27 protein-coding genes are annotated in these 26,518 nt (G+C 64.4%); 14 read left to right on the top strand and 13 right to left on the bottom strand.

Annotated features, from left to right (window positions below):
• Positions 1 to 6 precede the first annotated feature (6 nt).
• From VF673_RS08035 to VF673_RS08025, 3 genes are all read left to right on the top strand, one after another.
• Positions 7 to 894 carry a DUF72 domain-containing protein gene (locus VF673_RS08035; protein WP_235818538.1) on the top strand — a complete coding sequence of 296 codons (888 nt, stop codon included), beginning with the start codon at positions 7 to 9 and terminating at the stop codon, positions 892 to 894.
• 54 nt (positions 895 to 948) lie between these two features.
• Positions 949 to 1,740: a class I SAM-dependent methyltransferase gene (locus VF673_RS08030; RefSeq protein WP_320330938.1), complete on the top strand. Its 792-nt coding sequence runs from the start codon at positions 949 to 951 to the stop codon at positions 1,738 to 1,740.
• 79 nt (positions 1,741 to 1,819) lie between these two features.
• Entirely contained in the window at positions 1,820 to 2,647 is an 828-nt protein-coding gene (locus tag VF673_RS08025; RefSeq protein ID WP_440291540.1) for a metal-dependent hydrolase, read from the top strand.
• A 19-nt stretch (positions 2,648 to 2,666) separates the two neighbouring features.
• Here VF673_RS08025 and plsB read toward each other — a convergent pair whose 3' ends face one another.
• Positions 2,667 to 5,135: a glycerol-3-phosphate 1-O-acyltransferase PlsB gene (plsB, locus tag VF673_RS08020; protein WP_440291539.1), complete on the bottom strand. Its 2,469-nt coding sequence runs from the start codon at positions 5,133 to 5,135 to the stop codon at positions 2,667 to 2,669.
• A 295-nt stretch (positions 5,136 to 5,430) separates the two neighbouring features.
• Between plsB and VF673_RS08015 the strand changes: the two genes are divergently transcribed.
• The 6 genes from VF673_RS08015 to VF673_RS07990 all read left to right on the top strand — a co-directional run bounded on the left by VF673_RS08015 (position 5,431) and on the right by VF673_RS07990 (position 10,744).
• A complete protein-coding gene (locus VF673_RS08015; RefSeq protein ID WP_440291538.1) occupies positions 5,431 to 6,360 on the top strand; it encodes an ABC transporter ATP-binding protein in 930 nt (309 codons plus the stop codon).
• The gene (locus VF673_RS08010) at positions 6,357 to 7,091 is read left to right on the top strand and encodes an ABC transporter permease subunit (RefSeq protein ID WP_090536195.1); all 735 of its coding nucleotides are present in this window, start codon (positions 6,357 to 6,359) and stop codon (positions 7,089 to 7,091) included. The genes VF673_RS08015 and VF673_RS08010 overlap by 4 nt, the downstream gene beginning before the upstream one ends.
• Positions 7,092 to 7,108: 17 nt before the next feature.
• Positions 7,109 to 8,953 (top strand): GldG family protein, encoded by a 1,845-nt coding sequence (locus tag VF673_RS08005; RefSeq protein ID WP_440291537.1) that lies wholly within the window; start codon positions 7,109 to 7,111, stop codon positions 8,951 to 8,953.
• 10 nt (positions 8,954 to 8,963) lie between these two features.
• Positions 8,964 to 9,947 carry a DUF4340 domain-containing protein gene (locus VF673_RS08000; RefSeq protein WP_440291536.1) on the top strand — a complete coding sequence of 328 codons (984 nt, stop codon included), beginning with the start codon at positions 8,964 to 8,966 and terminating at the stop codon, positions 9,945 to 9,947.
• A 294-nt stretch (positions 9,948 to 10,241) separates the two neighbouring features.
• Positions 10,242 to 10,451, top strand: a complete 210-nt coding sequence (locus VF673_RS07995; RefSeq protein ID WP_090536201.1) for a cold-shock protein — start codon at positions 10,242 to 10,244, stop codon at positions 10,449 to 10,451.
• Complete coding sequence (locus VF673_RS07990; protein ID WP_143084127.1) at positions 10,448 to 10,744, top strand: hypothetical protein; 297 nt, start codon at positions 10,448 to 10,450, stop codon at positions 10,742 to 10,744. Before VF673_RS07995 ends, VF673_RS07990 begins: the two co-directional genes overlap by 4 nt.
• Before the next feature lie 6 nt (positions 10,745 to 10,750).
• Here the strand turns inward: VF673_RS07990 and VF673_RS07985 are convergent, their stop codons facing one another.
• The 7 genes from VF673_RS07985 to rlmF form a co-directional block, all read right to left on the bottom strand.
• Complete coding sequence (locus VF673_RS07985) at positions 10,751 to 11,134, bottom strand: hypothetical protein (RefSeq protein ID WP_440291535.1); 384 nt, start codon at positions 11,132 to 11,134, stop codon at positions 10,751 to 10,753.
• Between the two features lie 11 nt (positions 11,135 to 11,145).
• The gene (locus VF673_RS07980; RefSeq protein WP_440291534.1) at positions 11,146 to 11,946 is read right to left on the bottom strand and encodes a putative RNA methyltransferase; all 801 of its coding nucleotides are present in this window, start codon (positions 11,944 to 11,946) and stop codon (positions 11,146 to 11,148) included.
• Positions 11,946 to 13,085, bottom strand: coding sequence for a succinyl-diaminopimelate desuccinylase (gene dapE / locus VF673_RS07975; protein WP_440291533.1), 1,140 nt, complete (start codon positions 13,083 to 13,085; stop codon positions 11,946 to 11,948). Before dapE ends, VF673_RS07980 begins: the two co-directional genes overlap by 1 nt.
• A 66-nt stretch (positions 13,086 to 13,151) precedes the next feature.
• Positions 13,152 to 13,478, bottom strand: a complete 327-nt coding sequence (locus VF673_RS07970) for a YgaP-like transmembrane domain (RefSeq protein WP_440291532.1) — start codon at positions 13,476 to 13,478, stop codon at positions 13,152 to 13,154.
• Between the two features lie 21 nt (positions 13,479 to 13,499).
• Positions 13,500 to 14,273, bottom strand: coding sequence for an OmpA family protein (locus tag VF673_RS07965; protein WP_440291531.1), 774 nt, complete (start codon positions 14,271 to 14,273; stop codon positions 13,500 to 13,502).
• A 36-nt stretch (positions 14,274 to 14,309) separates the two neighbouring features.
• Positions 14,310 to 14,702, bottom strand: a complete 393-nt coding sequence (locus VF673_RS07960; RefSeq protein ID WP_440291530.1) for a DUF4398 domain-containing protein — start codon at positions 14,700 to 14,702, stop codon at positions 14,310 to 14,312.
• 102 nt (positions 14,703 to 14,804) lie between these two features.
• On the bottom strand, positions 14,805 to 15,776 hold the full coding sequence (gene rlmF, locus VF673_RS07955; protein ID WP_440291529.1) for a 23S rRNA (adenine(1618)-N(6))-methyltransferase RlmF: 972 nt from the start codon (positions 15,774 to 15,776) through the stop codon (positions 14,805 to 14,807).
• Between the two features lie 221 nt (positions 15,777 to 15,997).
• Between rlmF and tcdA the strand changes: the two genes are divergently transcribed.
• Positions 15,998 to 16,774, top strand: a complete 777-nt coding sequence (gene tcdA / locus VF673_RS07950) for a tRNA cyclic N6-threonylcarbamoyladenosine(37) synthase TcdA (protein ID WP_440291528.1) — start codon at positions 15,998 to 16,000, stop codon at positions 16,772 to 16,774.
• A gap of 51 nt (positions 16,775 to 16,825) precedes the next feature.
• On the opposite strand, the gene dapD is transcribed toward tcdA, so the two are convergent.
• From dapD to map, 5 genes are read right to left on the bottom strand one after another with little or no spacing between them, the layout of a single operon-like run.
• Positions 16,826 to 17,860: a 2,3,4,5-tetrahydropyridine-2,6-dicarboxylate N-succinyltransferase gene (gene dapD, locus VF673_RS07945; protein WP_090536215.1), complete on the bottom strand. Its 1,035-nt coding sequence runs from the start codon at positions 17,858 to 17,860 to the stop codon at positions 16,826 to 16,828.
• 26 nt (positions 17,861 to 17,886) lie between these two features.
• Positions 17,887 to 18,228 (bottom strand): ArsC family reductase, encoded by a 342-nt coding sequence (locus VF673_RS07940; RefSeq protein ID WP_440291527.1) that lies wholly within the window; start codon positions 18,226 to 18,228, stop codon positions 17,887 to 17,889.
• Between the two features lie 4 nt (positions 18,229 to 18,232).
• Positions 18,233 to 19,429 (bottom strand): succinyldiaminopimelate transaminase, encoded by a 1,197-nt coding sequence (gene dapC, locus VF673_RS07935; protein ID WP_440291526.1) that lies wholly within the window; start codon positions 19,427 to 19,429, stop codon positions 18,233 to 18,235.
• A gap of 2 nt (positions 19,430 to 19,431) precedes the next feature.
• Positions 19,432 to 22,131 carry a [protein-PII] uridylyltransferase gene (locus tag VF673_RS07930; protein WP_440291525.1) on the bottom strand — a complete coding sequence of 900 codons (2,700 nt, stop codon included), beginning with the start codon at positions 22,129 to 22,131 and terminating at the stop codon, positions 19,432 to 19,434.
• Between the two features lie 50 nt (positions 22,132 to 22,181).
• Positions 22,182 to 22,970 carry a type I methionyl aminopeptidase gene (map, locus tag VF673_RS07925; protein WP_090536222.1) on the bottom strand — a complete coding sequence of 263 codons (789 nt, stop codon included), beginning with the start codon at positions 22,968 to 22,970 and terminating at the stop codon, positions 22,182 to 22,184.
• A gap of 296 nt (positions 22,971 to 23,266) precedes the next feature.
• Here map and rpsB point away from each other — a divergent pair, with 296 nt between their 5' ends.
• From rpsB to frr, 4 genes are all read left to right on the top strand, one after another.
• Complete coding sequence (gene rpsB / locus VF673_RS07920; RefSeq protein WP_090536223.1) at positions 23,267 to 24,001, top strand: 30S ribosomal protein S2; 735 nt, start codon at positions 23,267 to 23,269, stop codon at positions 23,999 to 24,001.
• Positions 24,002 to 24,150: 149 nt separating this feature from the next.
• Positions 24,151 to 25,020, top strand: a complete 870-nt coding sequence (gene tsf / locus VF673_RS07915) for a translation elongation factor Ts (protein ID WP_273123776.1) — start codon at positions 24,151 to 24,153, stop codon at positions 25,018 to 25,020.
• A 190-nt stretch (positions 25,021 to 25,210) separates the two neighbouring features.
• Positions 25,211 to 25,945 carry a UMP kinase gene (gene pyrH, locus VF673_RS07910; RefSeq protein WP_440291524.1) on the top strand — a complete coding sequence of 245 codons (735 nt, stop codon included), beginning with the start codon at positions 25,211 to 25,213 and terminating at the stop codon, positions 25,943 to 25,945.
• Positions 25,946 to 25,948: 3 nt separating this feature from the next.
• Positions 25,949 to 26,506, top strand: a complete 558-nt coding sequence (frr, locus tag VF673_RS07905) for a ribosome recycling factor (protein WP_090536227.1) — start codon at positions 25,949 to 25,951, stop codon at positions 26,504 to 26,506.
• The last annotated feature ends 12 nt before the right edge of the window (positions 26,507 to 26,518 follow it).

Raw genomic sequence — 26,518 nt, 5'->3', positions numbered from 1 at the left:
AGATCAGTGAGTACTGCAACGCCTCGTCTCATCCTCGGCTGCCCCCTGTGGGCCGAGCCGGCCTGGTGCGGGGCGCTGTACAGCTCCGGTGCGGACGCCGATCGGCGGCTCCACGAGTACGGGCAGGTATTCGGCGCGGTGGAAGGCAACACCACCTTCTATGCGCTGCCGGAGCGGGATACCGTACGGCGCTGGGCCGAGCTGCTGCCCGCCGATTTCCACTTCTGCGCCAAGCTGCCCCGTGAAATCAGCCATGCCGATGTGCTGGATCCGCAGCACCCGCTGTTGACCCGCTTCTTCCATACCATGGCGCCGCTGGAGCAGCGTCTGGGACCGGTCTGGCTGCAGTTGCCGGCGCGCTTCGGTCCGGCCCAGCTGCCCCAGCTGGCGACCTTCCTCCAGGCCCTGCCCGAGGGCGGGCGCTACGCCGTGGAGGTGCGCCACCCGGACTTCTTCCGCAAGGACGACAACGAGCGCCGCCTCAACCGCATGTTGTTCGAGCGGGGCATGGAGCGCATCATGTTCGACAGCCGCGGTCTGTTCGCCAGTCCCGATCAGGATCCCGCTACCCTGGATGCCCGCCGGCGCAAACCCAGGCTGCCGGTGCACGCACTGGCCCTGGCCGACCGGCCCACGGTGCGTTTCATTGCCGGCATGGATAACCAGCAGAGCCTGCGCTGGCTGGCCCCCTGGCTGGACAAGTGCCGGCAATGGCTGGAAGAGGGCCGCAGCCCCATTCTCTTCATGCATACCCCGGACAACCGTCTGGCCCCCGAGCTGGCCCGGCTGTTCCACCAGCAGCTGGCCGAGCGACTGCCGTCCCTGGCACCGCTGCCGGCCTGGCCGGGGGAAGAGGAACAGCGTCAGGCGCCGCGGCAGGTCGGTCTGTTCTGATCTGCCGGCCCCGGCTGGGGTACACTGGCGGCTTTTTCCCTGTCAGGTTTTGCGATGAACGAGACGTCCCCCGGCCGCGTGGCTGTCCACTGGCTCAACCCCGATCTGGAGTCCGCCGCCCGGTTACTGGCCGCCCGCCTGAATCTGCCCCCCTACGCAGAGGGCGACGCCGCCGATCTGCTGCTGCAGCTGGGTGACGATGGCCTCAGCCTGCTGGCCACCGCCGAGGACGCCCCGGGTGCAGTGCGGGTCGATTTTGTCGAAGGCGCCCTGGCCCATCGCCGCCAGTACGGCGGCGGGGCGGGGCAGATGGTGGCACGGGCGGTGGGTATCCGCGGGTCGATACGCCCGCGGGTGCTGGATGCCACGGCCGGGTTGGGGCGGGACGCCTTCGTGCTGGCTGCCCTGGGCTGCGAGGTGACCCTGATCGAGCGCCAACCGGTGATCGCCGCGCTGCTGGCCGACGGTCTGCAGCGGGCCAGGGAGGCCGGTGGCGAGGTGGCGGAAATCGCCGGGCGCATGCAGCTGCTCGAGGGCGACGCCATCGAGCTGATGGCTGCCTGGAGCGGAGCTGTTCCCGAGGTCATCCACCTGGACCCCATGTTCCCGCACCGGCAGAAATCGGCCCTGGTAAAGAAGGAAATGCGCCTGTTCCGGCCCCTGGCCGGGGATGACCTGGATGCGCCCCAGCTGCTGGCGGCGGCGCTGGCGCTGGCCAGTCATCGGGTGGCGGTCAAGCGTCCGCGCAAGGCGCCGATCATCGAGGGGCCGCGGCCCAGCGCCGAGCTGACCGGCCAATCCAGTCGGTATGACATCTACGGCAAGCGCCGGCTGGAGGCCGACTGACCGGCAGGGTTGCAGGATTCAAACACCTGTTCCAGTATGCAGGGGAGGTCCGATAACAATTATTCTGCGGAGGCCCGTCATGCTGTCATCCACGCCGGATCATCTGGACATTCGGCCGCGCCGACTCAACGCTGCGCTGCCCGACCCCCTGCCGCGCTGGTGGCTGGGTAACGATCCCTTCCGTACCCACTTCTTCAACGCCATGTCGGTGCTGTTCCCGGATGGGGAGCAGTTCTTCATCGACTCGGTGCGTCATTTCCGCGATCGGGTCACCGACCCCGCGCTGGCACAGCAGATCCGCGGTTTCATCGGCCAGGAGGCCCACCACAGCCGCGAGCATATCGAGTACAACCAGCGGCTGCGGGACCTGGGTTATGACATCGAAGCCCTGGAGCGTCCGGTCAGGCAGCGCATCCGCTGGATCCACAAGAACTTTTCCCCCGAACGGCAGCTGGCCGCCACCGTCGCCCTGGAGCATTTCACCGCGATCATGGCCGATACCGTACTGCGCCACCCGCATTGGCTGGCGGACGCAGATCCGGAGATGCGGCGCCTGTGGCGCTGGCACGCGCTGGAAGAGACCGAGCACAAGTCGGTGGCCTTCGACGTCTACATGCAGGTCTGCGGCGACCGGCGCATGTTGCGCCGGGCCATGCGCCTGTCGACCTTCTTCTTCCTGCGGGATGTGACCATAGGCACCCTGAGCATGCTGCGCCGGGATGGCCAGCTCAACCTGCGCACCTGGTGGCGCGGGATGCGCTGGCTGTGGGGCAAGGGAGGTTTCTTCCGGCATCTGCTGGGCGCTTACCGGGATTTCTTCCGCAGGGATTTCCACCCCTGGGAGCATGACAATTCCGCCCTGATGCACCAGGTGGCCAGCGAATACAGCGACGCCCTGGTGCGCTGAGCGCTGACAGCGCCGGATTCTACCCGGCGCTGCGTGCCACCTGGCGTATCGACAGGCGGATTTCCGCACTCAGCACCCGCCGGGCGGTGTTCTCGGCAATGTCCTCCAGCTCCGGCAGATAGTGCAGGCGGCCCTCCTCATCCGGGCTGAGTACCTGCTCATCGAGCAGGCGCTGGATGAACTGGCGGAACAGGGTCTTGTCGAAGAACTCCGGCGCGTTGAGGCCATGCAGGATCGACAGGCGCTGGGCCATCACGGTGCACAGCGACTCCAGCTGCTCGGCGGTCAGGCTGCCGTTGGGGTTGTTCAGCAGCAACGCCGCGACCATGTAGAAGCGTTCGAGCATCTGGATGATGCTGCGCGCCAGCAGCGTCAGCAGCACGAATTCGCTGGAGGCGGTATCCGGACGGTGGATCTGACCGCCTTCCTCAAGCAGCAGGCCGCAGCCGATCAGCCCGTCCACATAGCGCTGTATCACCGCCGGCAGGTCCTCGTCCTGCCAGTGCATGAACAGCTCACCCTGCAGATAGGGATACAGCGCACTGACCAGACGCTCGATCTGCTCCCGGTTCATGCGCGCGTTGTTGAGGAACAGACTGGCGATCAGCGCCGGCAGGGCGACCAGATGCAGGATATTGTTCCGATACCAGGTCAGCAGCACGGCCTGGGGCTCGTCCAGATAGAGAATCTCGCCCAGGGCGTCGGATTGCCGGCCGATCATGCCCATGGACTCCACGTGACGTATCTGCTCCATCCCGCTGCCGGGAGCCAGGGTCACGTTGGGGCTGTAGGGGGTATCGCGCAGCAGGCGGGTGAAGGTGTCTATGGTGCGCGCCAGGGTGGCTTCGTCCAGCGCCAGGCGGCGGGTGGAGAGCATCACCAGGGCGACCAGATTCACCGGGTTGGCATCGGCTGCGGCATTGATCGAGCCGCCCAGGGTGCGGGCCAGGCGGTTGGTCACCTCGGGCAGCCATTCCGGGCGGTATTCCGGCTCGCCGCGCTGCAGACGCCAGGCCGGCTGGTGCCGGTCGAGGAACTCGGTCAGCGCCACCGGCTCGCCGAAGTTCACCGTCACCTCACCGAACTTCAGCTTGAGCGCTGACAATACCCGGAACAGATCGAAGATGGATTCCTTCTTCTTCGCCTGACCCCGCAGCTCGCCCAGGTAGGTGCGTCCCTCCAGCACCCGTTCGTAACCGATGTACACCGGCATGAACACGATCGGCCGGCGTGAGGAGCGCAGGTAGCTGCGCAACGTGATGGCGAGCATCCCGGTGCGCGGGTCGAGCAGGCGACCTGTGCGCGAGCGGCCGCCCTCGATGAAGTACTCCACCGGGAAGCCACGGCTGAACAGCAGGTGCAGGTATTCGTTGAACACCGCCGTGTACAGCTGGTTGCCGCGGAAACTGCGGCGCATGAAGAAGGCGCCGCCACGGCGCAGGATGTTGCCGATCACCGGCATGTTCAGGTTGATGCCGGCGGCGATGTGTGGCGGCGTCAGACTGTTGCGGAACAGCAGGTAGGACAGCAGCAGGTAATCGATGTGGCTGCGGTGGCAGGGCACATAGATGATCTCCTTGCCCGGGGCGATGTTCTGCACGTTCTCCAGGTTGTTGACCTTGACCCCGTCGTACAGCTTGTTCCAGAACCAGGACAGCACCACCTCGAGGAAACGGATGATGGTGTAGGTGAAGTCCGAGGCGATCTCGTTGGCGTAGCGGGCGGCCCGTTCCCGGGCGCGTTCGAGGCTGATGTTCTCCTCGGCGGCCTCGCGTTCGATGGCGGCCCGCACCAGCGGCCCATGCATCAGTCCCTTGAGCAGGGTCGCCCGGTGCGCCAGCTCGGGGCCGACCACGGCACCGCGCTGCTCGCGGAAATGCACCCGCAGCAGCCGGTTGACCTTGCGCAGGTTGCGGTCGTGCCCCAGGTTCTCGGCGGTGAGCTGGCGCAGCGACAGCGGCTCGCCGAAGCTCACGCGGATCTTGCGCCCATGCAACAGGATGGCGAGGAACTTGCGCAGCTTGCCGCCAACGCCCCAGTTGTAGGCGAACAGCAGTTTCAGCGGCGAGGACTCCACATCCGGGGACTGGCCCCAGAACACGCTGACCGGCACCAGCTGCACATCCGGGGTCACCCGCAACTCCACTGCGGTCAGGGCGCGCAGCAGACGCGGCGAGCGCTTGCGCGGGTCGGGGCGGCCGCTCCAGGGCAGTTCGCTGGTCAGGTGAAAGTGCGAGGCGTCTTCCTCCAGGGTACCGCCCGGCGGCAGGGTAGGCCGCGGCAGTCCGAGGCGGGCACATTCGCGGTCCAGCACCAGCAGGTCGGACAGCGAGCGCCCGGGCAGGACATAGAGAATGGGCGTGTCCGGCTGGGGAGCCACCTTCGCCAGCGGATCACCGATGCAGTCCGACCGGGCCCACAGGTACAGGGCGCGCCGCATCAAACCGAAGTGCAGGCGACTGAACAGGGAGGAGTTGGAGGACGGCATGGACGCTCTCTGACTGGCTGGGCTTGCGGGGAATTCTACCCATTAAGCAAGGCACTTTAATACCCTGTTACATTCGCCGCTGCGCGCCGGCAACTTGAAACCGGCGATGCCGTGCCCATATCAGACTGCAGCAAGGATGTTCTTGCGACAGGCATGGCAAGCGCAGGGCCGGAGGAGGGATGGATGCTCAATCATGCCTTGAATGTCTTTCCCTGCACCGGGCCAATCCATGTATTCTTGCAGCCTTTGACCGCCTTTTTGCGGTGTGTCGGTAACTGGGGATATGGAAGAGGTCATGATAAAGATAAACAGCCTGACCAAGCGATTCGGCGACCACGTCGCCGTGGACAACTTGTCCTTTGAAGTAAGACCGGGGGAGGTGCTGGGGTTTCTGGGGCCCAACGGGGCCGGCAAGTCCACCACCATGAAGATGCTGACCGGCTTTCTCGCGCCGGATGGCGGCAGCGCCTCCATCTGTGGTTTCGATATCCGCACCCAGACCCTGCAGGCCCAGCGGCAGATGGGGTATCTGCCCGAAGGCGCGCCCTGCTACGGCGACATGCGGGTCAAGGGTTTTCTCGAGTTCATCGCTCAGGTGCGTGGCCTGAGCGGCGCGGACCGTCGCCGGCAGGTTGACCGGGCGGTGGAGCAGCTGCAGCTTCAGGGCGTGCTCCACCAGACCATCGATACCCTGTCCAAGGGCTTCAAGCGCCGGGTCGGTCTGGCCCAGGCCATCCTGCACGATCCCCGGGTCCTGATCCTGGACGAACCCACCGACGGCCTGGACCCCAACCAGAAGCACCAGGTACGCGGACTGATCCAGCAGCTGGCCAGCGACAGCAACAAGATAGTGGTGATCTCCACGCATATCCTCGAAGAAGTGAGTGCGGTCTGCACCCGGGCCGTGGTGATTGCCCGTGGCCGCCTGCTGGCCGACGGCACCCCCGACGAGCTGGAAGCCCGCTCGCGCTACCACCAGGCGGTGACCCTGCTGCTGCAGCAGCCGGTGGACACTGCCGCGCTGCTGGCGCTGCCCGGCGTCAGCGGTGTGGAAGTGGCCCGCGAGGGCCATGAGGTGACCGTGCTGGCCGAGCCGGGCGCGGTGATTTTCCCGGCAGTGGGCGAGCATGCCCGCCAGCAGCAGTGGCAAGTCAAGGAGCTATCGGTCGAGCGCGGACGCCTGGATGAAGTGTTCCGCAGTCTGACTGCGGAGGAAGCCGCATGAATAGTCTGAACGTGATCTTCAAACGCGAACTGGCCAGCTATTTCGCTACCCCTCTGGCCTATATCTTCATCGTCATCTTCCTGGTGCTGTCCGCCGTCTTCACCTTCTATCTGGGTGGGTTCTACGAGGGCGGTCAGGCGGATCTGGTGCCCTTCTTCAACTTCCACCCCTGGCTGTACCTGTTCCTGGTGCCGGCGGTGGCCATGCGTCTGTGGGCCGAGGAGCGCAAGTCCGGCACCATCGAACTGCTGATGACCCTGCCGGTGTCCCGCGCCGACATGGTGCTGGGCAAGTTCCTCGCCGCCTGGGTCTTCGTCGGCATCGCACTGCTGCTGACCTTCCCGATCATCATCACGGTCAACTACCTGGGTGATCCGGACAACGGCGCCATCTTCACCGGCTACCTGGGCAGCTGGCTGCTGGCCGGCGGCTATCTGGCCATAGGCTCGTGCATGTCGGCGCTGACCCGCAACCAGGTGATCGCCTTCATCCTCAGCGTGGTGGCCTGCTTCGTGTTCATCGTCAGCGGCTTTCCGCTGGTGCTCGACCTGTTCCGCGGCTGGGCGCCCCAGTGGCTGCTCGATGCCATTGCCTCACTCAGTTTCCTGATCCGCTTCGATGCCATCAGCAAGGGCGTTCTGGACCTGCGTGACCTGTTGTATTTCATCTCGCTGATGGTGGCCTGGCTGGTGGCTACGGCGATTGTCATCGACCTGAAAAAGGCCGATTGAGGCAAAGGAGACTGCACATGAAACGACTGATGTATTCCGGTACCGGCCTGTTGCTCCTGTTGCTGGCCTTCATTGCCTTCAACATCACCTCCAACACCCTGCTGCCCGGGGCACGGCTGGATCTGACCGAACAGAAGCTGTACACCATTTCCGATGGCACGCGGAAGATCCTGCGTGATCTGGAGGAGCCGGTGACCCTGTACTTCTTCTTCTCCGAGCGCGCCAGCAAGGATCTGGTCATGGTTCGCAACTACGCGCGGCGGGTGGAGGAAATGCTCAAGGAGTATGAGCGGGTAGCCGATGGCAAGCTGCGCCTGCACATCATCGACCCGCAACCCTTCTCCGAGGCCGAGGACCGCGCCGCCGAGTTCGGGCTGCAGGCGGTACCCCTGACCCAGACCGGTGAACAGCTGTACTTCGGTCTGGCCGGCACCAACGAGCTGGCCCAGCGCGAGATCATTCCCTTTTTCGCGCTGGATCAGGAAGGCCTGCTCGAGTACGAGCTCAGCCGGCTGGTCAACAGCCTGGCCCGGCCGGAGAAACCACGTATCGGCCTGATCTCCGCGCTGCCCCTGGGCGGCGGCATGAACCCCTTCAGCGGTCAGGCCACGGCGCCCTGGGTGGCCTACGAGCAGCTGCAGCAGGTATTCGGCGTGGAAGAGCTGGAAGCGGATATCGACGCCGTACCCGAGGACATCGATGTGCTGCTGCTGGTGCATCCCAAGACCCTCAGCGAGGCGGCCCTGTTCGCCATCGACCAGTTCGTGCTGCGCGGCGGCAAGCTGATGGCCTTCATCGATCCGGTGGCCGAATCGGATCAGAGCATGGAGGCCATGATGGATGGCATGGCCGATGGCCGTGCCTCGGATCTGGCTCCGCTGCTGGCGGCCTGGGGCGTGTCCTATGACCCCGAGCGGGTGGTGCTGGATTCGCGCCTGGGCATGTCCGTGGGTCGCGGTCAGGGGCAGCTGCCGGCCCGTCACATCGGCTGGCTGGAAGTGGAAAAGCAGTTCATGAGCGAGGACGATACCGTCACCGCACCGCTGCAGCTGCTGACCCTGGCCAGTGCCGGTTCACTGGTGCCGATGGAGGAGGCCAGCACCCGGTTCGAGCCGCTGCTGTCCAGCAGCCGCCACAGTGCGCTGACCCCCGGCAGCCGCTTCACCCGTCTGGAGGATCCGGAGACCCTGCTGCAGGGCTTCCGCGCCGACGAGCAGATCCACCATTTCGCCGCCCGGCTGCAGGGCCCGGCCAGTACCGCCTTCCCCGAGGGGCTGGAAGGGCGCGAGCCCGAGCTGACCGAGGCGGACAACATCAACGTGGTGCTGGTTGCCGATACCGACCTGCTGACCGACCGCATGTGGGTACAGGTGCAGGACTTCTTCGGTCAGCGCATTCCCCAGCCCTGGGCGGACAACGGTGGCTTCCTGATCAATGCGCTGGACAACCTGTCCGGTTCCGAGGCGCTGATCAGCGTGCGGTCGCGGGGCAACTTCAGCCGTCCGTTCACCGTGGTCGAGGATCTGCAGCGCCAGGCTGAAAGCCGTTTCCGCGAAAGCGAGATGCGCCTGCAACAGCAGCTGGAGCAGACCGAACAGCGCCTGATCGAGCTGCAGCAGAACCAGGATCCGACCCAGCTGACCGAGCTCAGTGCCGAGCAGGAGCAGGAGATCCAGCGCTTCCTCGATCAGAAGCTGGAGATCCGCAAGCAGCTGCGGGACGTGCGCTACCAGCTGAACGCGGATATCGAGCGTCTGGGCACCTGGCTGAAGGTGATCAACATTGCACTGGTTCCGGCGCTGCTGACCCTGGCGGTGCTGCTGTGGTGGCTGCTGGGCCGGATGCGCCGCCGTACTGTCTAGGAGGACGGAGATGCGAAACAGGATTCTGATCGTTGCGGTCTTGGTGATACTGGCGCTGACAGCGGTAGCGTTGCAGATGCGCAGCAGCGAACGTATCGACGAGCTGGCCAGCCGCGAGCTGCTGTCGCCTGAACAGCAGCAGCAACTGGCCGGGCTGGAGCGGATCACCCTGAGCAAGGGCGAGTCCAGTGTCGAGCTGGCCCTGCTGGACGGGAACTGGGGCGTGCTCAGCCATGCCGGCTTCCCGGTACAGAAGGAACGCCTGGCAGCTCTGCTGCATGCCCTGCGTGGCGCCCGAGTGATCGAGGAGAAGACCAGCAACCCCGATCACCACGCCCGCCTGGGACTGGCTACCGACGACGCCAGCCATCCGCCGCTGCAGGTGCAACTGCATGCCGCCGGCGAGGACTTCGGCGTGATCTATGGCAATCGGGTCGGCAATGGCCAGCTGGTACGCTTTGTCGGCAGCGATCAGGTGCTGCTGATCAACCGCCCCTTCGGCATGTCGGTCAACCCGCAGGACTGGCTGTCACTGCAGGTGGTGGACATGCCCCTGACCCTGGTGTCCCGGGCCCGCTGGCAGCACGCCGACGGCGAAACCCTGGAGCTGTCCAAGGCAGCCGAGGGGGAGTACAACCTCCAGCTTGAAGGCGCGGATGTGGAGCAGGGCGGCAACGAGCGCCAGATCAACAGCATGGTGCTGGCGCTGGTGAACCTGCGTGCGCAGAACGTGGCGCTGCGCGAGGAACTGGCGCTGCCCGAGCCCATGCTGCAGATGCAGGTCGATACCTGGGCCGGCAGCGAACTGCAGGCCAGCCTGTACAACCTCGAGGGGCGTTACTGGTTGCTGATCGACAGCTATACCGCCGCCGAGGCGGACAGCGAGCTGCAGGTCAACGCTGATTCGCGCTGGGCCTACCAGGTCGGTGTGGCCGATATGGAAAATCTCACCCGTCGTCGTCAGGACCTGCTGCGCAGCGGCGAATCCGACTGACATCCTTGCCCCGATGGCCGGCCGGTCATGGTCCGGCCACCGGGTATCCGATGGCAAATGCACATCGCCCCCTCTTGCAGCCGCACGCACTTTGGCTAGAATCGAAGCACGGCCTCTATAAACATTATTCCAGGTGGGGCGTATGACCGGCTTGCCGGCAGCGCTCCCCATGCCGGGCGCAATGCCGCATCAGGTTTCGCACCGGGTATCCAATGGACGTTGCACGGAGTGTCGCTATCGCCGCTCCGGCTTTCCGGGCGGTGGGGAATCATTTGTGATGTGGAGAAGGTGGTAATGTCTGATCGGCAAACCGGTACGGTTAAATGGTTCAACGATGCCAAGGGCTTTGGCTTCATTCAGCGTGAGTCGGGTCCGGATGTGTTCGTGCACTTCCGCGCCATTCGTGGCGAAGGGCACCGCACTCTGGTGGAAGGGCAGAAGGTCGAGTTCAACGTGACCCAGGGCCAGAAAGGGTTGCAGGCCGAGGACGTGGCAGCACTTTGAGTGCTGACGACCCGGCACGCTGGTATTGCTGTTCACTGGGGGACGGCCTGCAGGCCGCTCAGCCATTGGACGCCATCCGGCAGGCCTTTGTACGGCGGTACCCGGTGGTCACACCGGATACCGCCGTATTCCTGCGTCATCGCCTCGAGGGGCTGCACTGCGACACCACGGTATTCTTCACGCCGGCACTGGCGGATCTGGCCAGGGAGTTCGGTGCTCACCGCTGCTACCCACCTGATGCCGGTGAGGTCGAGCTGCTGATCGGCTCGGACCGGTTACTGCCCCGGCACTGACTCCAATCAGGGTTTCTGGGCCCAGATGAATTCTTCCTCGCCCTCGATCGTCACCTTCATCCAGCGGTCGGCATCGGCCTCGCCCTGTTCCTCCTCCCAGCCGCCCACCGAACAGCGCACTTCCCGCTGGATGCCGGCAGCCACGGCCCGGGCGCACTCCAGGTCAGTGGCCCAGGGGGTGGCATCGCTGTCGAACCAGATGCTGGCCCAGCGGCCGGCGGCGCGACGCACCAGCATCAGCGGAACCGGCGGCGCCGCCTGCAGGGTGCCGCGCCGGGTATTGCCCTTCCACTCGCCCAGCTGCAGCGGGCCGATCTGCTGTTCCAGCCAGCTGGTCAGCTCGTCGAGGAAGTCTTCCTTCACGTAGATCTCGATATCCGGTTGGCGCACAGGGATTCCTCTCAGCGTTGCAACAAGACCAGACGCATTACCACCTCCAGGCCGCTCAGGCCGCTCTCCAGCAGGGCCTGCTGGCGCTCCGGCCGGCTGCGCCAGCCATGCGGCGTCATGCCGATCAGGTCGGCCAGTGCCTCGGCGGACAGCTCCAGGGGGTAGCGCAGTACCTGATCATCGACGATCTGCAGTTCGGGGGGCAAGTTCCGGATCAGTTCCGGGGTGTCATGCACACTGTCATACAGTTGCTGGCGCAGGCTCAGCAGGTGATCGGCATGGGGGCCGACCAGCAGCAGTCGCCCGCCGGGGCGCAGCACGCGCAGGCACTCCTGCCAGGACCAGGGACTGAATATGCACAGGGCCGCATCGACGCTGGCGTCGGCAACCGGCAGGCGGGCGCTGGAACCCACCAGCCAGCGGATCCCGCGGTTGCGCCGGCAGGCCTTGGTGATGGCTTCCTTGCTGATGTCCAGCCCGGCGCAGTCGGCGGTGGGGATGGCGCGGGCCAGGCGGTCGGTGTAGTAACCCTCGCCACAACCCATGTCCAGAATGGAGCGGGGGTCTTCGGTCCCCAGCAGCTCGTTGACCCGGTCGCTGACCGGCTGGTAGTAGCCGCCGTCGAGGAAGGCCTGACGGTGCGCCAGCATGGTCGGGGTATCGCCGGGCTGGCGACTGTTCTTGTGCTGCACCAGCAGCAGGTTCAGATAGCCCTGGCGGGCCTGGTCATAGCTGTGGCCATTGCTGCAGGACCAGGTCCGATCGCTGGCGGTCAGCGGCAGATGGCAGTGCGGGCAGATCAGTTGAGGCATCAGGCAAGCAACCGGCGCAGCGTCGCGTAGTAGATCTCGGTCAGGGTATCCAGATCCGCCACGCTGACATGTTCGTTGACCTGGTGGATGGTCGCGTTGACCGGCCCCAGTTCCACTACCTGGGTACCCAGGGTGGCGATGAAACGGCCATCCGAGGTCCCGCCTGAGGTCGAGGGCTGGGTTTCCCGGCCGGTCACCTCGCGTATCGCCGCGCGTACGCCGTCGAGCAGATCACCCGGCTCGGTGAGGAAGGGCAGGCCCGACAGGTTCCATTCCAGCTGGTAGTCCAGTCCATGGCGCTCGAGAAGACCGCGCACCCGCTCCTGCAGGCCATCCACGGTGGATTCGGTGGAGAAGCGGAAGTTGATCAGTGCCTCCAGTTCACCGGGAACCACATTGGTGGCGCCGGTACCGGAATGGATATTGGAAATCTGGAAGCTGGTCGGCGGGAAGAACTCGTTGCCCTGGTCCCAGACCTCGGCGGCCAGCTCGGCCAGTGCCGGGGCGGCCAGGTGAATGGGATTGCGGGCCAGGTGCGGGTAGGCGACATGGCCCTGCTTGCCACGGATGAGCAGACGCGCATTCAACGAGCCGCGCCGGCCATTCTTCACCACGTCGCCGACCAGTGCGGTACTGGAGGGTTCGCCGACGATGCACCAGTCGACCTGCTCGCCACGCTCTCTGAGCGTCTCCACCACCCGTACGGTACCGTCCACTGCAGGCCCTTCCTCATCGCTGGTGATCAGGAAGGCGATGGAGCCGCGATGAGCGGGGTAGTCCGCAACGAAGCGCTCTACCGCTACCACCATGGCGGCCAGGCTGCCTTTCATGTCCGCCGCGCCGCGGCCATACAGCATGCCGTCGCGTATTTCCGGCGTGAAGGGTGACGTGTCCCACTGGCTGCCCGGCCCGGCGGGTACCACGTCGGTATGACCGGCAAAGCACAACACCGGACCATCGTGACCACGGCGAGCCCAGAGGTTGTCCACGCCACCAAAGCGCATGGGTTCGAGCGTGAAGCCGCAGTCGGCCAGGCGCTGGCCCATCAGCTGCTGGCAGCCGGCATCATCCGGGGTAGTGGAGTCGCGGGCAATCAGCTCGCAGGCGAGGGTCAGGGTGTCGGAATGCGATGTGCTCATGGGGGGCCGGCCAGATCTGGAATCGGCGCACATGATAGCAGATGTGGCCGGCCGTGACGGACCCGATCAGGGGGTGTCGGGCTTGCGCTCGTGGCCCATGGGGGTGCTGTCGGGGAGGCCGGTTTCCGGATTGCGGAAGTCCGGGCTGCGAACCTCCGAGTCCATGGGCATGTGGGCATAGCGGGCGATATCATCGCCGCTGTGCCGCTCGCACAGCCGCTCCTTCAGCTCACAGTGTCCGGTCAGGCCGCGGTACAGGGCCATGCCACCGGCGGCCAGCGCCAGCAGGCCACCTACGCCACCATGCCGCAGGCCGCAGGCGAGCAGGCCGAGACCACCGGCGATCGACAGCTTGCGCTCCATACTGGTGACGTTCTGCGATGAATGTTGCATGTCAGATTCCTCTTGTCAGATTCAACGGCGCGGCACATTGGTGTCGTCATGGGAAATGGTTACCTCGACCCGGCGGTTCATCGCGCGGGAAGCGGGACTGTTGTTGTCCGACACCGGGTGGGCCTTGCCCAGTCCCACGGTCTGAATACGGCTGGCATCCACCCCCGCCTGGACCAGGGCATGGCGGACCGAATCGGCCCGGGCCTGGGACAGCTGCAGGTTGTAGGAGTCAGAGCCGGTACTGTCGGTAAAGCCCTCGATCAGCACCTTGCGCTCCGGGTGCTCTTCCAGGAACTGCGCCAGTTTGCGCACTTCGCTGTGGGCCGCGGGTTTCAGGTCGGCCTTGTCCAGATCGAACAGCACATTGCCGAAGGTCACCACCGAGCCACGCTCGGTCTGCTTGGCGTTGAGCTGTTCCTGGAGCTGGCGGATCTGCTCGTCACGGGCCTCGAGGCGGGTGCGGGCGCGTTCCTCGGACACCCCTTCCAGCTCCTGCTCGGCGGTGCGCAGGGCAATGGTTTGGCGGGCCAGCTCCACGCGGCGCTCGGTCAGGTAGGCCAGGTGCGATACCTCAGGCTCCTTGGCGCCTTCCTTGAAGGCGAAATCCGCCTGTCCGAGGGCCTTCTTCGCCTCCTCGGTCTCGATGGCCGCAAACTGCTGGGCCTTGGGATGGTTCTGCAGTTCGGTGACCTGGGCGCGGACCTGTTCCAGCTGGGGGTTGGGTTTGTTGGAAGCACAGGCCGTGAGCAGCACGCCGGCGGCCAGGCAGGCGGGTAAGGTCAGATGAGTACGCATGGTATGACTCCTCGCAAGTGTTCGTGGTGGCCTGGCTTACTGCACGCGGCGCAGACTTTCTTCACGCAGCTCCTGCGTGCCTTGACGGGCCGATTCCAGCCCCCGCTTGGCCTTCTCGGCCTGGGCCTTGCGTTCGGCGACCCGCGCATCCCACTCCGCCTGCTCAGCCAGTTCGCGGGCGCGGTCGTAATCCTTCTCCAGGTTGGCCTGCTCGGCCTGCAGCAGTTTCTCCCGCGCGGTACGCAGCTCCAGCGGCGCAAACTCGGCGCTTCTGGCGGTGTCAGCGGAATTGACGGCCTGCTGGGCAACGGCCAGCTGGCTGGTGGGTGGCGGGGTGCTGGCGCAGCCGGTGACGAAAACGGCGACGCTCAGGGTCATTGCGGTGAACAGGGTTCTGGACGTGCATGGTGCGTGGGACAGCATGGACATAGTGGACTCCAGATAGCATTCACAGTGGGTTCAGAATTTGTGACCCCGGCTTGCTGGAGCTGTTCAACAAAGCTTGCGTACTTCCGGCGCGGCTCCGGCGGTCTAGCAGGCGGGCCAGCGAGCTCTTCGCCAGGCCCGGCGCTGTTTCTTGTCGAGGAAGGTCCAGGCCAGCAGGCGGCTCTGCTTCTGGCCCTGACCCATGGGGATTACCCGCACATCCCGTACCGGCAGTGTGGCCAGCCGGGCACGCAGGGGCGGCAGGTTGGCGGCCCGGGACACCAGGGTGGTGAACCAGAACACCTGACCGGCGATGGCGGCGCTCTGATCAATCATGCGAGACAGAAAACCGGCTTCGCCACCGTCACACATGAGTTCGTTGTGCCGACCGCCGAAGTTCAGCAGCGGTTGCCGATCGGTGTCTCGGCCGAGATTGCGCCACTTGCGCTGGCTGCCCCGGGTTGCTTCGGCCAGGTCGGCATGGAAGGGGGGATTGCACAGGGTGAAATCGAAGCGCTCGTCAGCGCCGACCAGCCCCCCGAAGATGTGCTCGGGCCGGCTCTGGTGGCGCAGTTCGATGCCGACAGTCAGCGTCGGGTTGGCGGCCAGGATCTGCGCCGCATTGGCCAGGGCGGCCTGGTCAATGTCGCTTCCGACAAAGCGCCAGCCGTATTCGCTGCGGCCCAGCAGGGGATAGATCAGATTGGCCCCGGTGCCCACGTCCAGACCGACCAGACCGTCGCCTGTGGGTATCTTGCCGTCGTGGCTCGCTCCCAGCAGGTCCGCCAGGGCGTGGATGTAGTCGGCGCGGCCGGGCACCGGTGGGCACAGGTAACCCTCGGGCAGGGTCCAGCCGCGGATGCCGTACTGCTCCTGCAGCAGAGCCTGATTCAGCGCCAGCACGGCGGCAGGCTGACTGAAGTCCAGTGTGCTCGACCCGTCTGCAGCCCTGATGATATGGGGCCTGAGCGTTGGACAGGCGCGTGCCAGCGCCTGCAGATCATAGCGCCCCTGGTGACGGTTGCGCGGATGCAGGCCGGCTCGGGCCGGGCGCGGCGGACGGGATCGGGTGGACATGCTGGACCTCTGATTCGGCCGGCAATTGTCCCACAGCGGCGCGCCGCTGGCATCCCCGCTTGTGCACAGTTCAGGTGGATGAGTCTGTGGATAAGCCTGTGATAAGCAGGGCCAGCCCACACTGGCGTTGGCTTTGCCGGAGCTGGTGATTTATTGAGCAGTGGCGCGGGGCGAGCGGTCACCTGGGGTATACTGTGCCGCTTCAAAATTGCGAGGTTGGCATGGCGACAGATGATCCCCGCTTCGGCGGTATAGCGCGACTCTATGGTACCGAAGCCCTGGCCCGGTTGCAGGGCAGTCATGTGGCCGTGGTCGGTATCGGCGGTGTCGGCAGCTGGGCGGCCGAGGCGCTGGCGCGCACCGGCATCGGCCGCATCACCCTGATCGACATGGATGACATCTGCGTCACCAATACCAACCGGCAGCTGCCGGCCATGGCGGGCAACATAGGACGGCTCAAGGTCGAGGTGATGACCGAACGCATCCGCGCCATCAACCCGGCCTGCGAGGTGCGACCGATGATGGGCTTTGTCACCCCGGACACCCTGGCCGAGTACATCACCCCGGACATCGACTGTGTGGTGGACTGCATCGACAGCGTGGCGTCCAAGGTGGCGCTGATCGCCTGGTGCCGGCGCCAGCGCATTGCCATCGTCACCACGGGCGGCGCCGGTGGCCAGATAGACCCCACCCAGATCCGCGTGGCCGACCTGTCGAAGACAGTCAACGATCCGCTGGCGGCCAAGGCCCGCTCCCTGCTGCGCCGCGACCACAATTTCCCCCGCGCCGAGAGCAAGCGCAGCTTCGGCGTGCCCTGCGTCTATTCCCTGGAGCAACTGCGCTACCCCAAGCCGGATGGCTCGGTATGCCAGCAGAAGAGCTTTGTCGGGGAAGGGGTCAAGCTGGACTGTTCCGGCGGCTTCGGTTCGGTGACCATGGTCACGGCCACCTTCGGCATGGTGGCTGCATCCAGAGCGGTGGAGCGCTTGCTGCGCTGAGCGAGCAGGGCGCAGCACATCTGCGCCACGCCCCGGGGATGGCTGTCAGGCTCAGTTGTGTGCGTGCAGCATCTCGTTGAGCGCGATGGCGCTCTTGTTGGTCTTGCACTCGATGGCACCGGTCTGCGAGTTGCGGCGGAACAGCAGATCCGGCTGGTTGGCCAGCTCCCGCGCCTTGACGATGCCGATCTGGTTGTCGTGCTCATCCAGCAGCGCGACCTTGAGGCCCGCGGTGATGTAGAGACCGGCTTCCACGGTGCAGCGGTCGCCCAGCGGAATGCCGATACCGGCGTTGGCACCGATGAGGCAGCCTTCACCCACCGAGATGACGATATTGCCGCCACCGGACAGGGTGCCCATGGTCGAGCAGCCGCCGCCCAGGTCCGAGCCCTTGCCGACGAACACCCCGGCGGAAATGCGGCCTTCCACCATGCTGGTCCCGGCGGTACCGGCATTGAAGTTGATGAAGCCTTCGTGCATGACGGTAGTGCCTTCGCCAATGTAGGCCCCCAGGCGAACCCGCGCGGTGTCGGCGATGCGCACGCCGGTGGGCACCACGTAGTTGGTCATGATCGGGAACTTGTCGACGCTGAACACCTGCAGGTCCTCGCCGCGCAGGCGCGCCTGCAGCTGGCGCTGGGGAAGCTCCTGGATGTCGATGGCGCCCTGGTTGGTCCAGGCGACATTCGGCAGCAGCGGGAACAGACCGGCCAGCACCACTTCGTGGGGCTTGACCAGACGGTGCGACAGCAGGTGCAGCTTGAGGTAGGCACCGGGAGTGGTGATCGGGGCGTCATCGGTCTCCAGCAGGGTGACCACCAGCGGGCGGCTGCTGTGTTGAAGCTGCTCGGCCAATGCGCCGGGCTCGGCAAAGCCAGCATCACGGAGGGCTTTACCCAGTGCGGCGCACTGACTGGTGGACAGGGCAATGGCCTGATTGCCGCCGGTGTAGCCGAGCTGCTCGGCGAATACCGCGACCAGTGCCGGCTCCGGATGGAGGATGGGGTTGGGGTAGTACACCTCCAGCCAGTCGCCGGCCAGATTCTGGGTGCCGATGCCCAGAGCAAGACTGAAATGGTTGCTCATCGGTAGTGGGTCCTTCGTGCGTGGATTCAAAAGGCAGTGGCGTACAGCTCGGGCTTGAAGCCGACCAGACGCCGTGGGCCGATATCCAGTACCGGTCTTTTTATCATCGAGGGGTTGGCCTGCATCAGCGCAATGGCCTTGTCCTGATCCAGGTCCTGCTTGTCCGCATCATCGAGCTTGCGGAAGGTGGTGCCCTGGCGGTTCAGGATCTTTTCCCAGCCGTGCTCATCGCACCAGCTACGCAGACGTTCGGCGTCAATGCCTTCCTTCTTGTAGTCATGGAAGTGGTAGTCGATACCATGCTCGTCCAGCCAGGTGCGGGCTTTCTTCATGGTGTCACAGGCCTTGATGCCGTACAGGGTAATCATCTCTCTACAGACTCCGGATAAAGGTGCGGATACGTTGCGCGGCCTCGATGCAATCATCCGGCGGCGCGACCAGGGCCAGGCGCAGGCGCCCGGCACCGGGGTTGAATCCGTCGATGTCTCGGGACAGGTAGCTGCCCGGCAGCACCGCCACGTTCTGCTCGATCAGCAGGCGCCGGGTAAAACTCTCATCGTCTATCGGGGTGGCCGGCCACAGGTAGAAGCCGGCATCGGGGCGCTGGACATCCATCACGTCGCCGAGGATATCCAGCACGGCGTCGAACTTGCGCCGGTACAGCTCGCGGTTGGCCTGCACATGGACCTCGTCCTGCCAGGCGACGATGCTGGCCAGCTGGGTCGGCAGCGGCATGGCGCAACCGTGATAGGTGCGGTAGGTCAGGTAGGGTGCCAGCAGGGCGGCATCACCGGCGACAAAGCCGGAACGCAGGCCCGGCAGGTTGGAGCGCTTGGACAGGCTGTGAAATACCACACAGCGGGCGAAGTCCTCCCGGCCCATGGCGGCGCAGGCCTGCAGCAGACCCGGCGGCGGCGCCTGCTCGGGGTGATGGATCTCGCTGTAGCACTCGTCCGAGGCGATCACGAAGTCATGTTCATCAGCCAGGCGAATCAGCTTCTGCAGGGTTTCAAGCGGAATCACCGCGCCGGTGGGGTTGCCCGGTGAGCAGAGGAACAGCAGCTGGCAGCGTCGCCAGACCTCGGCAGGTACCTGATCGAAATCGGGGATGAAACCGTTGTCCGCCGTGCAGGCCAGGTATTGGGGCTGGGCGCCGGCCAGCAGCGCCGCACCTTCATAGATCTGATAGAAGGGGTTGGGGCTGAGCACCAGGGCGTCGGGGTCGCGTTGCACCAGAGCCTGGGTAAAGGAGAACAGGGCCTCGCGGGTACCGGTCACCGGCAGTACATGACGGTCGGCATCCAGCCAGCCGGCAGGCACGGCAAAACGCCGGTTCAGCCAGTCCACTATGGCCTGACGCAGGGCAGGCACGCCGGCGGTGGTGGGGTAGACCGAATACTGGCCCATCTCCCGGGCCAGGGTATCCAGCACGAAGCCGGGAGCCTCGTGCTTGGGTTCACCGATGGACAGCGACACCGGACTCAGGTCGGGATTGCCGACCGCGCCCGCGAGCAACGCCCGCAGCTTCTCGAAGGGGTAGGGCTGCAGCAGTTGCAGGTCGCTGTTCATGCTCAGATATCCATGCTCAATGGCGGATCGTGATCCGGTTGGTCGATGTTGTAGCTGAGAGTACGAATGACGGTGCTCTGCAGGCGCTGGCACAGCTGGGGATCGGACAGGGGCTGGTTGTCCGCATCGGTCAGTACGAAAACATCATCCACACGCTCACCCAGCGTGACGATGCGTGCATTTTGCACGCTGATGTCGAAATCGAGAAATATTTTTCCCATTTTCGCCAGCAGCCCCGGTCGGTCGGGGGCGCTGAGTTCGAGGATGGTGTGCTGGCCGCCGTGGTCGGTGAAGATGGTGACCTCGGGGGCGAAGGCGAAGTGCTTGAGCTGGCGCGGCACCCGCCGCTGGATGATCGCCGGGTAGGCATCCGGGTCGGACAGCGCCTCGCTCAATTCGCTCTTGATCTCGCGGATGCGGCCGGGATTGTCGCCGATCGGGCCACCGTCGGCGTCCAGTACGATATAGGTGCCCAGATTGATGTGGTTGGCGGTGATCACCCGGGCGTCCTGAATGCTCAGGTTGAGCTGGTCCATGGCCGCCGCTGTCACCGCGAACAGGTCGTGCTGCTCGGGGGTATAGAGGAAGATCTGGGTGGCACCCTCGTATTCGCCCTGGGCGGTTTCCTTGACCAGCACCAGGGGGCCACGGTGCTGCGGATGCTGCAGTATGGCCTCGGTCTGCCAGGCGATGTCGCTGGCGGTATGGCGCAGGAAGTAACCCTCATCGAGCTGGTCCCAGAGGTTCTCGATATCGTCCTCGTCGATGCCGTTGCGCACCATGATGTCCATGGCAGCGCGCTGGGTGTCGGCAATCTGCTCGGCCCGGTTCGGCGGATTGTCCAGACCGCGGCGCAGGGCGCGCTTGGTCTCGGCGTACAGCTGGCGCAGCAGGGACGCGCGCCAGGAGTTCCACAGGTTCGGGTTGGTCGCGTTGATGTCGGCGATGGTCAGCACGTACAGATAGTCCAGGCGCACCTGGTTGCCCATCTTCAGCGCGAAGTCGTGGATCACCTCGGGGTCGGAGATGTCCTTGCGCTGGGCGGTGGTGGACATCAGCAGGTGGTTCTCCACCAGCCAGCAGACCAGGTGCGTATCCCAGGCCGGCAGCTGGTGACGCTGACAGAAATTGGCCGCATCCACCGCGCCCAGCTCGGAGTGATCGCCGCCGCGGCCCTTGGCAATGTCGTGGTACAGACCGGCGATATACAGCAGGTCGGGCTTGGGCAGGCGGCAGAAGATCTTCCAGGCCAGCGGGTACTTCTCCTGGAAGTCCGGGCGACCCAGCTTGCGCAGGTGCTTGATCAGGTTGAGGGTGTGCGCATCGACCGTATAGATGTGGAACAGGTCGTGTTGCATCTGGCCGATGATGCGGCCGAATTCCGGCAGGTAGCGGCCGAGGATGCCGTAGCGGTTCATCCGCCGCAGATTGCGGTGGATGCCCTCGCGGCAGCGCAACAGCTCGATGAACAGGCTGGTGTTGCGGATGTCGCTGCGGAAGGCGTCATCGATCAGGTGGCGGTGGTCGCGCAGCAGGCGGATGGTGTCGGCCCGCACGCCGCGGATTTCCTTGTGCTGGGCCATCAGCACGAAGATTTCCATCAGCGCAAAGGGCGTGCGCTTGAACACCTGCGGGTGGGTCACCTCGATATAGTGGTTGCGCACCTGGAAGCGGGCATTGAGCGGCTGGATCTCCGCCGCCTCGGCATCACGCAGCAGTATCTCCTCGAAATGCTGCATCAGCAGGTCATTGAGCTCGGACAGGGACATCACTATCCGGTAGTACTTCTGCATGAAGCGCTCGACCGCCAGCTTGGCATCGTTGTCCTCGAAGCCGAACATCCGGGCCAGGGCCCGCTGGTGGTCGAACAGCAGCCGGTCCTCGGCGCGCCCGGCAAGGATGTGCAGGGCAAAGCGTACCTGCCAGAGGAAGGCCCGGCCGCTGGTCAGCAGGCTGTACTCGGACTCGTTGAGAAAACCCTGTTCGACCAGCTGGCGCAGGTCATTGGTACCGAAGTGGCGCAGCGCCACCCAGCCGATGGTCTGGATGTCGCGCAGGCCGCCGGGGGAGCTCTTGACGTTGGGCTCGAGGTTGTACTCGGTGTCGTTGAACTTGGCATGCCGGGCGTGCTGCTCGGCGCGCTTGGCGCGGAAGAACTCGGCGCTGGTCCACATGTGGTCGGGCCCCAGGGCGTCGACCATCTCCTGACGCAGCTGGCTGTCGCCGACCAGCAGGCGCGACTCCATCAGGTTGGTGATCACGGTCACGTCCGAGCGCGCTTCCTGCTGGCACTCGCTGATGCTGCGCACGCTGTGGCCGACGGCCAGGCCGATATCCCAGAGCAGGGTCAGGAAGCGGCTGATGGCCTCGTGGTAGCGCTCGCCGGCGCTGCCGTCGCGCAGCAGGATCAAGAGGTCGATATCCGAATGCGGATGCAGCTCACCGCGTCCGTAGCCGCCCACGGCGAGCAGGGCGATGTCGCTGTCCAGCGGGCAATCCAGGCTCGCCCAGGCCTGGGAGAGAATCTGGTCGGTCAACCAGGCGCGGTCGTGGATCAGTTTGTGGATGTCGCGCTGACCCTCGAAACGGGCCTTGAGTACGGCGTCGGCGTGCTGCAATGCCTTCTTGAAAACGCGGGCCGGGCTGCGGGCGGCAGCCAGATCGACATCGAACTGGCTGCGGTTGAACAGTTCGTGATCCACAATGGTTCCTCGGGGGGGCAACGGTAGGGTGGCGCGCGGGCGCCACCCGGTCAGCGGAAGTCTTCGTCCTTGCGCAGGGTCAGCACCTCATAGCCGTCGGCGGTGACCAGAATGGTGTGCTCCCATTGGGCCGACAGCTTCCGGTCCTTGGTGATGGCGGTCCAGCCGTCGCCCAGCAGACGGGTCTCGGGGCGGCCCTGGTTGATCATCGGCTCGATGGTGAAGGTCATGCCTTCCTTGAGCTCCATGCCGGTTCCTGCCTTGCCATAATGCAGTACCTGGGGCTCTTCATGGAATACCTTGCCGATGCCGTGGCCGCAGTAATCGCGCACCACGCTGTAGCGGTTGGCGTGGGCGTGATCCTGGATGACCTGGCCGATATCGCCCAGGCGCGCACCGGGGCGTACCACCGAGATGCCCTTGTACAGACATTCCTGGGTTACCCGGGACAGCCGCTCGACCCACTCCGGCACCTCGCCGACATGGAACATCTTGCTGGTGTCACCGAAGTAGCCGTCCTTGATGACGGTGACGTCGATGTTCATCGCATCGCCGTTCTTCAGCGGCTTGTCGTTGGGAATGCCGTGGCACACCACATGGTTGAGCGAGGTGCAGATGGACTTGGGAAAGGGGATGCGGCCGTGGCCGCCGCCGTAGTTCAGCGGTGCGGGGATGGCCTTCTGCACATTGACGATGTAGTCGTGACAGATGCGGTTGAGCTCATCGGTGGTGACGCCCGGCTTGACGTACTCCTCGATCATTTCCAGCACTTCGGCGGCGAGCCGGCCGGCCACGCGCATGCCGGCGATGTCTTCGGCGGTCTTGATGGATACACTCATGAAGCGGGATTCTCTCGTTCGACCACGCCACGGCGGCGTGGGATGGGTTGACTGACGGCAGAGTCTATCAGAAACCGGGGCAGCTCTGCTGCGCCGAAGGACGACCGTCCGGCACATCGGTCTTTATCTGCACCGGGGTTCCATGATATAAAGCGCCGCGCCTGAACGAAGGTCGGACATTTCCGCCCCAGGCCTTACTGAAACCGCACACATATCGACACGTTGTTCTGGGTGCCCTGTGGGGTTGAACAGCGGGATATGTGGAGGCTCAACCCAAGACAATTCACGGAGTTATCATGACCCAAGTTACCATGCGTGACATGCTGAAGGCCGGTGCGCACTTCGGCCACCAGACCCGCTACTGGAACCCGAAAATGGGCAAGTACATTTTCGGCGCACGCAACAAGATTCACATCATCAACCTGGAAAAAACCATGCCGATGTTCCACGAAGCCCTGAGCTTTGTGGAGAAGCTGGCCAGCGGCAAGAACAAGCTGCTGTTCGTGGGCACCAAGCGTGCTGCCAGCAAGATCATCGCCGAGGAAGCGACCCGCGCCGGCATGCCCTACGTTGATCACCGCTGGCTCGGCGGCATGCTGACCAACTACAAGACCATCCGTCAGTCCATCAAGCGTCTGCGCGACCTGGAAACCCAGGCCGAAGACGGCACCTTCACCAAGCTGACCAAGAAAGAAGCCCTGATGCGTTCGCGCGATCTGGAAAAGCTGAACCGCAGCCTGGGTGGTATCAAGGACATGGGCGGTCTGCCCGACGCTCTGTTCGTCATCGACGTCGAGCACGAGCGCATCGCCATCACCGAAGCCAACAAGCTGGGTATCCCGGTCATCGGCATCGTTGATACCAACAGCAGCCCCGAAGGCGTTGACTACGTCATCCCGGGTAACGACGACGCCATCCGCGCCATCAAGCTGTACGCCGGTGCCATGGCTGACGCCGTACTGCGCGGCAAGAGCAGCGGCGGTGTAGGCGAGTTCGTCGAAGAGACTGCCCCTGAGGCCTCCGAAGGCTGAGCAGGAATTCGGCACCTCGTGTGAATGCCGTATTCAAAAAGGGGGCCATGCCCCCTTTTTGCACTATGTTGGAATATCTTGAAAGCAACATGTTGAGGTCGTCCAGAGCAGCGGACGACACCCACTCAAGCAAGTCAGAGGATTAGTTCATGTCACAGATTACTGCAGCCATGGTCAAGGAACTGCGTGAGCGTACCGGCCAGGGCATGATGGATTGCAAAAAGGCCCTTGAAGCAGCCGGTGGCGACATCGAGAAAGCCATCGACGACATGCGCGCCGCTGGTGCGATCAAGGCCGCCAAGAAGGCTGGCAACATTGCCGCTGAAGGCTCCATCGCGGTCAAGGTGGCTGACGACAACAAGTCCGCCGTCATCATCGAAGTCAACTCCCAGACCGACTTCCTGGCCATGCAGGACGACTTCAAGGCCTTCGTCAACGAGAGCCTGGACAAGGGCTTTGCCGCCGGCTACACCGACGCCGCTCCGCTGATCGCCGACCAGGAATCCGCCCGCGAAGCCCTGGTTGCCAAGTGCGGTGAGAACGTCAACATCCGTCGTCTGGCCCGTATCGAAAGCGACGTGGTCGGTGCCTATCTGCACGGTCACCGCATTGGTGTGGTCGTGGCCCTGAAGGGCGGCGACGCCGAACTGGCCCGCGACATCGCCATGCACGTTGCCGCCAGCAACCCGCAGTTCGTCGAGCCTTCCCAGGTTTCTCCGGAAGTGGTCGAGAAGGAAAAGGAAATCTTCCTGGCCCTGAACGCCGACAAGATCGCCGGCAAGCCGGAGAACATCGTCGAGAACATGGTCAAGGGCCGCATCAACAAGTTCCTGGCCGAAGCCAGCCTGGTCGAGCAGCCCTTCGTCAAGGACCCGGAAGTCAAGGTCGGCGACTTGGCCAAGAAGGCCGGTGCCGAAATCGTTTCCTTCACCCGCTTCGAAGTGGGCGAGGGTATCGAGCGCGCCGAGGTCGACTTCGCTGCCGAAGTGGCTGCCCAGGTGGCTGCTTCCAAGAAGTAATGAAACGCCAGGTGCGTTGCGCAGGCAGTCTCCCTTATGGGAGTACTGCCAGCAGGTAGTACGGAAGGCTTCTCGTGCAGGCGAGAAGCCTTCTTTTTAAGAAAAACCGACCAAACGCTGAACAAGTCAGCGCTCCGGGTGTCTGGGGGTGACTTGTTGAGTGTTTCGCCCGACAGCAGGAGAGTGATCAATGGCACAGGTACCAGCGAGCCGTCAGCCCAAGTACAAACGCATCCTTTTGAAACTCAGCGGTGAGGCCCTGATGGGTGCCGAGGACTTCGGTATCGATCCCAAGGTGCTCGACCGCATGGCTCTGGAGGTGGGACAGCTGGTCGGTATCGGCGTGCAGGTGGGGCTGGTGATCGGCGGCGGCAACCTGTTCCGCGGTGCCGCGCTGAGTGCCGCCGGCATGGATCGGGTGACCGGTGATCACATGGGCATGCTGGCCACCGTGATGAACGCGCTGGCCATGCGCGACGCCCTGGAGCGCTCCAACATCCAGACCCGGGTGATGTCCGCCATTGCCATGGAAGGGGTGACCGAGCATTATGACCGCCGCAAGGCCATGCGCTATCTCACCGGTGGCGACGTGGTAATATTTTCCGCCGGTACCGGCAACCCCTTCTTCACCACCGACACGGCAGCCTGCCTGCGCGGTATCGAGATCGATGCCGATCTGGTGCTCAAGGCCACCAAGGTGGATGGGGTGTATGATCGTGATCCGATGAAGGATCCCAATGCCGAGCGTTTCGAGCGTCTCAACTATGATCAGGTCCTGGACCTGAAACTGGGCGTGATGGATCTGACGGCGATCTGTCTGATTCGTGATCACAAGATGCCTTTGCGGGTATTCAATATGAACAAGCCTGGCGCACTGCTCAATGCAGTGGTAGGAAGCGCCGAAGGCACATTGATCGAGGGCTGAGTAATGATCAACGAAATCAAGAAGGAAGCGCAGGAGCGCATGAAGAAATCGGTAGAGTCGCTGGACAGCGCCTTTGCCAAGATCCGTACCGGTCGCGCACACCCGAGTATTCTCGACAGCGTCATGGTGTCCTACTACGGTGCCGATACCCCCCTGCGTCAGGTCGCCAACGTCACTGTTGAAGACTCCCGCACCCTGGCTCTCACCGTATTCGACAAGAGCATGATCCAGGCCGTGGAAAAGGCCATCATGACTTCCGATCTGGGCCTGAACCCGGCCACCGCCGGCACCACCATCCGCGTGCCCATGCCGGCCCTGACCGAGGAAACCCGCAAGGGCTACACCAAGCAGGCCCGTGCCGAGGCCGAGAACGCCCGGGTTGCGGTGCGCAACATCCGCCGCGATGCCCTGGGCCAGCTCAAGGACCTGCAGAAGGAGAAGGAGATCAGCGAGGATGAGGAACGCCGTGCCGCTGATGAGGTGCAGAAGCTGACCGACAAGTACATCGCCGAGATCGACAAGGCGCTGGAAGCCAAGGAAGCGGATCTGATGGCGATCTGATGCCCTCCGTCC

The sequence above is a fragment of the Halopseudomonas sp. Lyrl_26 genome, from assembly GCF_051948695.1.
Lineage (GTDB): Bacteria > Pseudomonadota > Gammaproteobacteria > Pseudomonadales > Pseudomonadaceae > Halopseudomonas > Halopseudomonas formosensis.
This window is presented reverse-complemented; position numbering and strand designations above follow the sequence as displayed.

Excerpts from the sequence above, each read along its gene's own strand:
- VF673_RS08030 (WP_320330938.1), top strand. The coding sequence starts at position 949 with ATGAACGAGACGTCCCCCGGCCGCGTGGCTGTCCACTGGCTCAACCCC.
- VF673_RS08025 (WP_440291540.1), top strand. The coding sequence starts at position 1,820 with ATGCTGTCATCCACGCCGGATCATCTGGACATTCGGCCGCGCCGACTC.
- plsB (WP_440291539.1), bottom strand. The coding sequence starts at position 5,135 with ATGCCGTCCTCCAACTCCTCCCTGTTCAGTCGCCTGCACTTCGGTTTG.
- VF673_RS08015 (WP_440291538.1), top strand. The coding sequence starts at position 5,431 with ATGATAAAGATAAACAGCCTGACCAAGCGATTCGGCGACCACGTCGCC.
- VF673_RS08010 (WP_090536195.1), top strand. The coding sequence starts at position 6,357 with ATGAATAGTCTGAACGTGATCTTCAAACGCGAACTGGCCAGCTATTTC.
- VF673_RS08005 (WP_440291537.1), top strand. The coding sequence starts at position 7,109 with ATGAAACGACTGATGTATTCCGGTACCGGCCTGTTGCTCCTGTTGCTG.
- VF673_RS08000 (WP_440291536.1), top strand. The coding sequence starts at position 8,964 with ATGCGAAACAGGATTCTGATCGTTGCGGTCTTGGTGATACTGGCGCTG.
- VF673_RS07995 (WP_090536201.1), top strand. The coding sequence starts at position 10,242 with ATGTCTGATCGGCAAACCGGTACGGTTAAATGGTTCAACGATGCCAAG.
- VF673_RS07980 (WP_440291534.1), bottom strand. The coding sequence starts at position 11,946 with ATGCCTCAACTGATCTGCCCGCACTGCCATCTGCCGCTGACCGCCAGC.
- dapE (WP_440291533.1), bottom strand. The coding sequence starts at position 13,085 with ATGAGCACATCGCATTCCGACACCCTGACCCTCGCCTGCGAGCTGATT.
- VF673_RS07970 (WP_440291532.1), bottom strand. The coding sequence starts at position 13,478 with ATGCAACATTCATCGCAGAACGTCACCAGTATGGAGCGCAAGCTGTCG.
- VF673_RS07965 (WP_440291531.1), bottom strand. The coding sequence starts at position 14,273 with ATGCGTACTCATCTGACCTTACCCGCCTGCCTGGCCGCCGGCGTGCTG.
- VF673_RS07960 (WP_440291530.1), bottom strand. The coding sequence starts at position 14,702 with ATGTCCATGCTGTCCCACGCACCATGCACGTCCAGAACCCTGTTCACC.
- rlmF (WP_440291529.1), bottom strand. The coding sequence starts at position 15,776 with ATGTCCACCCGATCCCGTCCGCCGCGCCCGGCCCGAGCCGGCCTGCAT.
- tcdA (WP_440291528.1), top strand. The coding sequence starts at position 15,998 with ATGGCGACAGATGATCCCCGCTTCGGCGGTATAGCGCGACTCTATGGT.
- dapD (WP_090536215.1), bottom strand. The coding sequence starts at position 17,860 with ATGAGCAACCATTTCAGTCTTGCTCTGGGCATCGGCACCCAGAATCTG.
- VF673_RS07940 (WP_440291527.1), bottom strand. The coding sequence starts at position 18,228 with ATGATTACCCTGTACGGCATCAAGGCCTGTGACACCATGAAGAAAGCC.
- dapC (WP_440291526.1), bottom strand. The coding sequence starts at position 19,429 with ATGAACAGCGACCTGCAACTGCTGCAGCCCTACCCCTTCGAGAAGCTG.
- map (WP_090536222.1), bottom strand. The coding sequence starts at position 22,970 with ATGAGTGTATCCATCAAGACCGCCGAAGACATCGCCGGCATGCGCGTG.
- rpsB (WP_090536223.1), top strand. The coding sequence starts at position 23,267 with ATGACCCAAGTTACCATGCGTGACATGCTGAAGGCCGGTGCGCACTTC.
- tsf (WP_273123776.1), top strand. The coding sequence starts at position 24,151 with ATGTCACAGATTACTGCAGCCATGGTCAAGGAACTGCGTGAGCGTACC.
- pyrH (WP_440291524.1), top strand. The coding sequence starts at position 25,211 with ATGGCACAGGTACCAGCGAGCCGTCAGCCCAAGTACAAACGCATCCTT.
- frr (WP_090536227.1), top strand. The coding sequence starts at position 25,949 with ATGATCAACGAAATCAAGAAGGAAGCGCAGGAGCGCATGAAGAAATCG.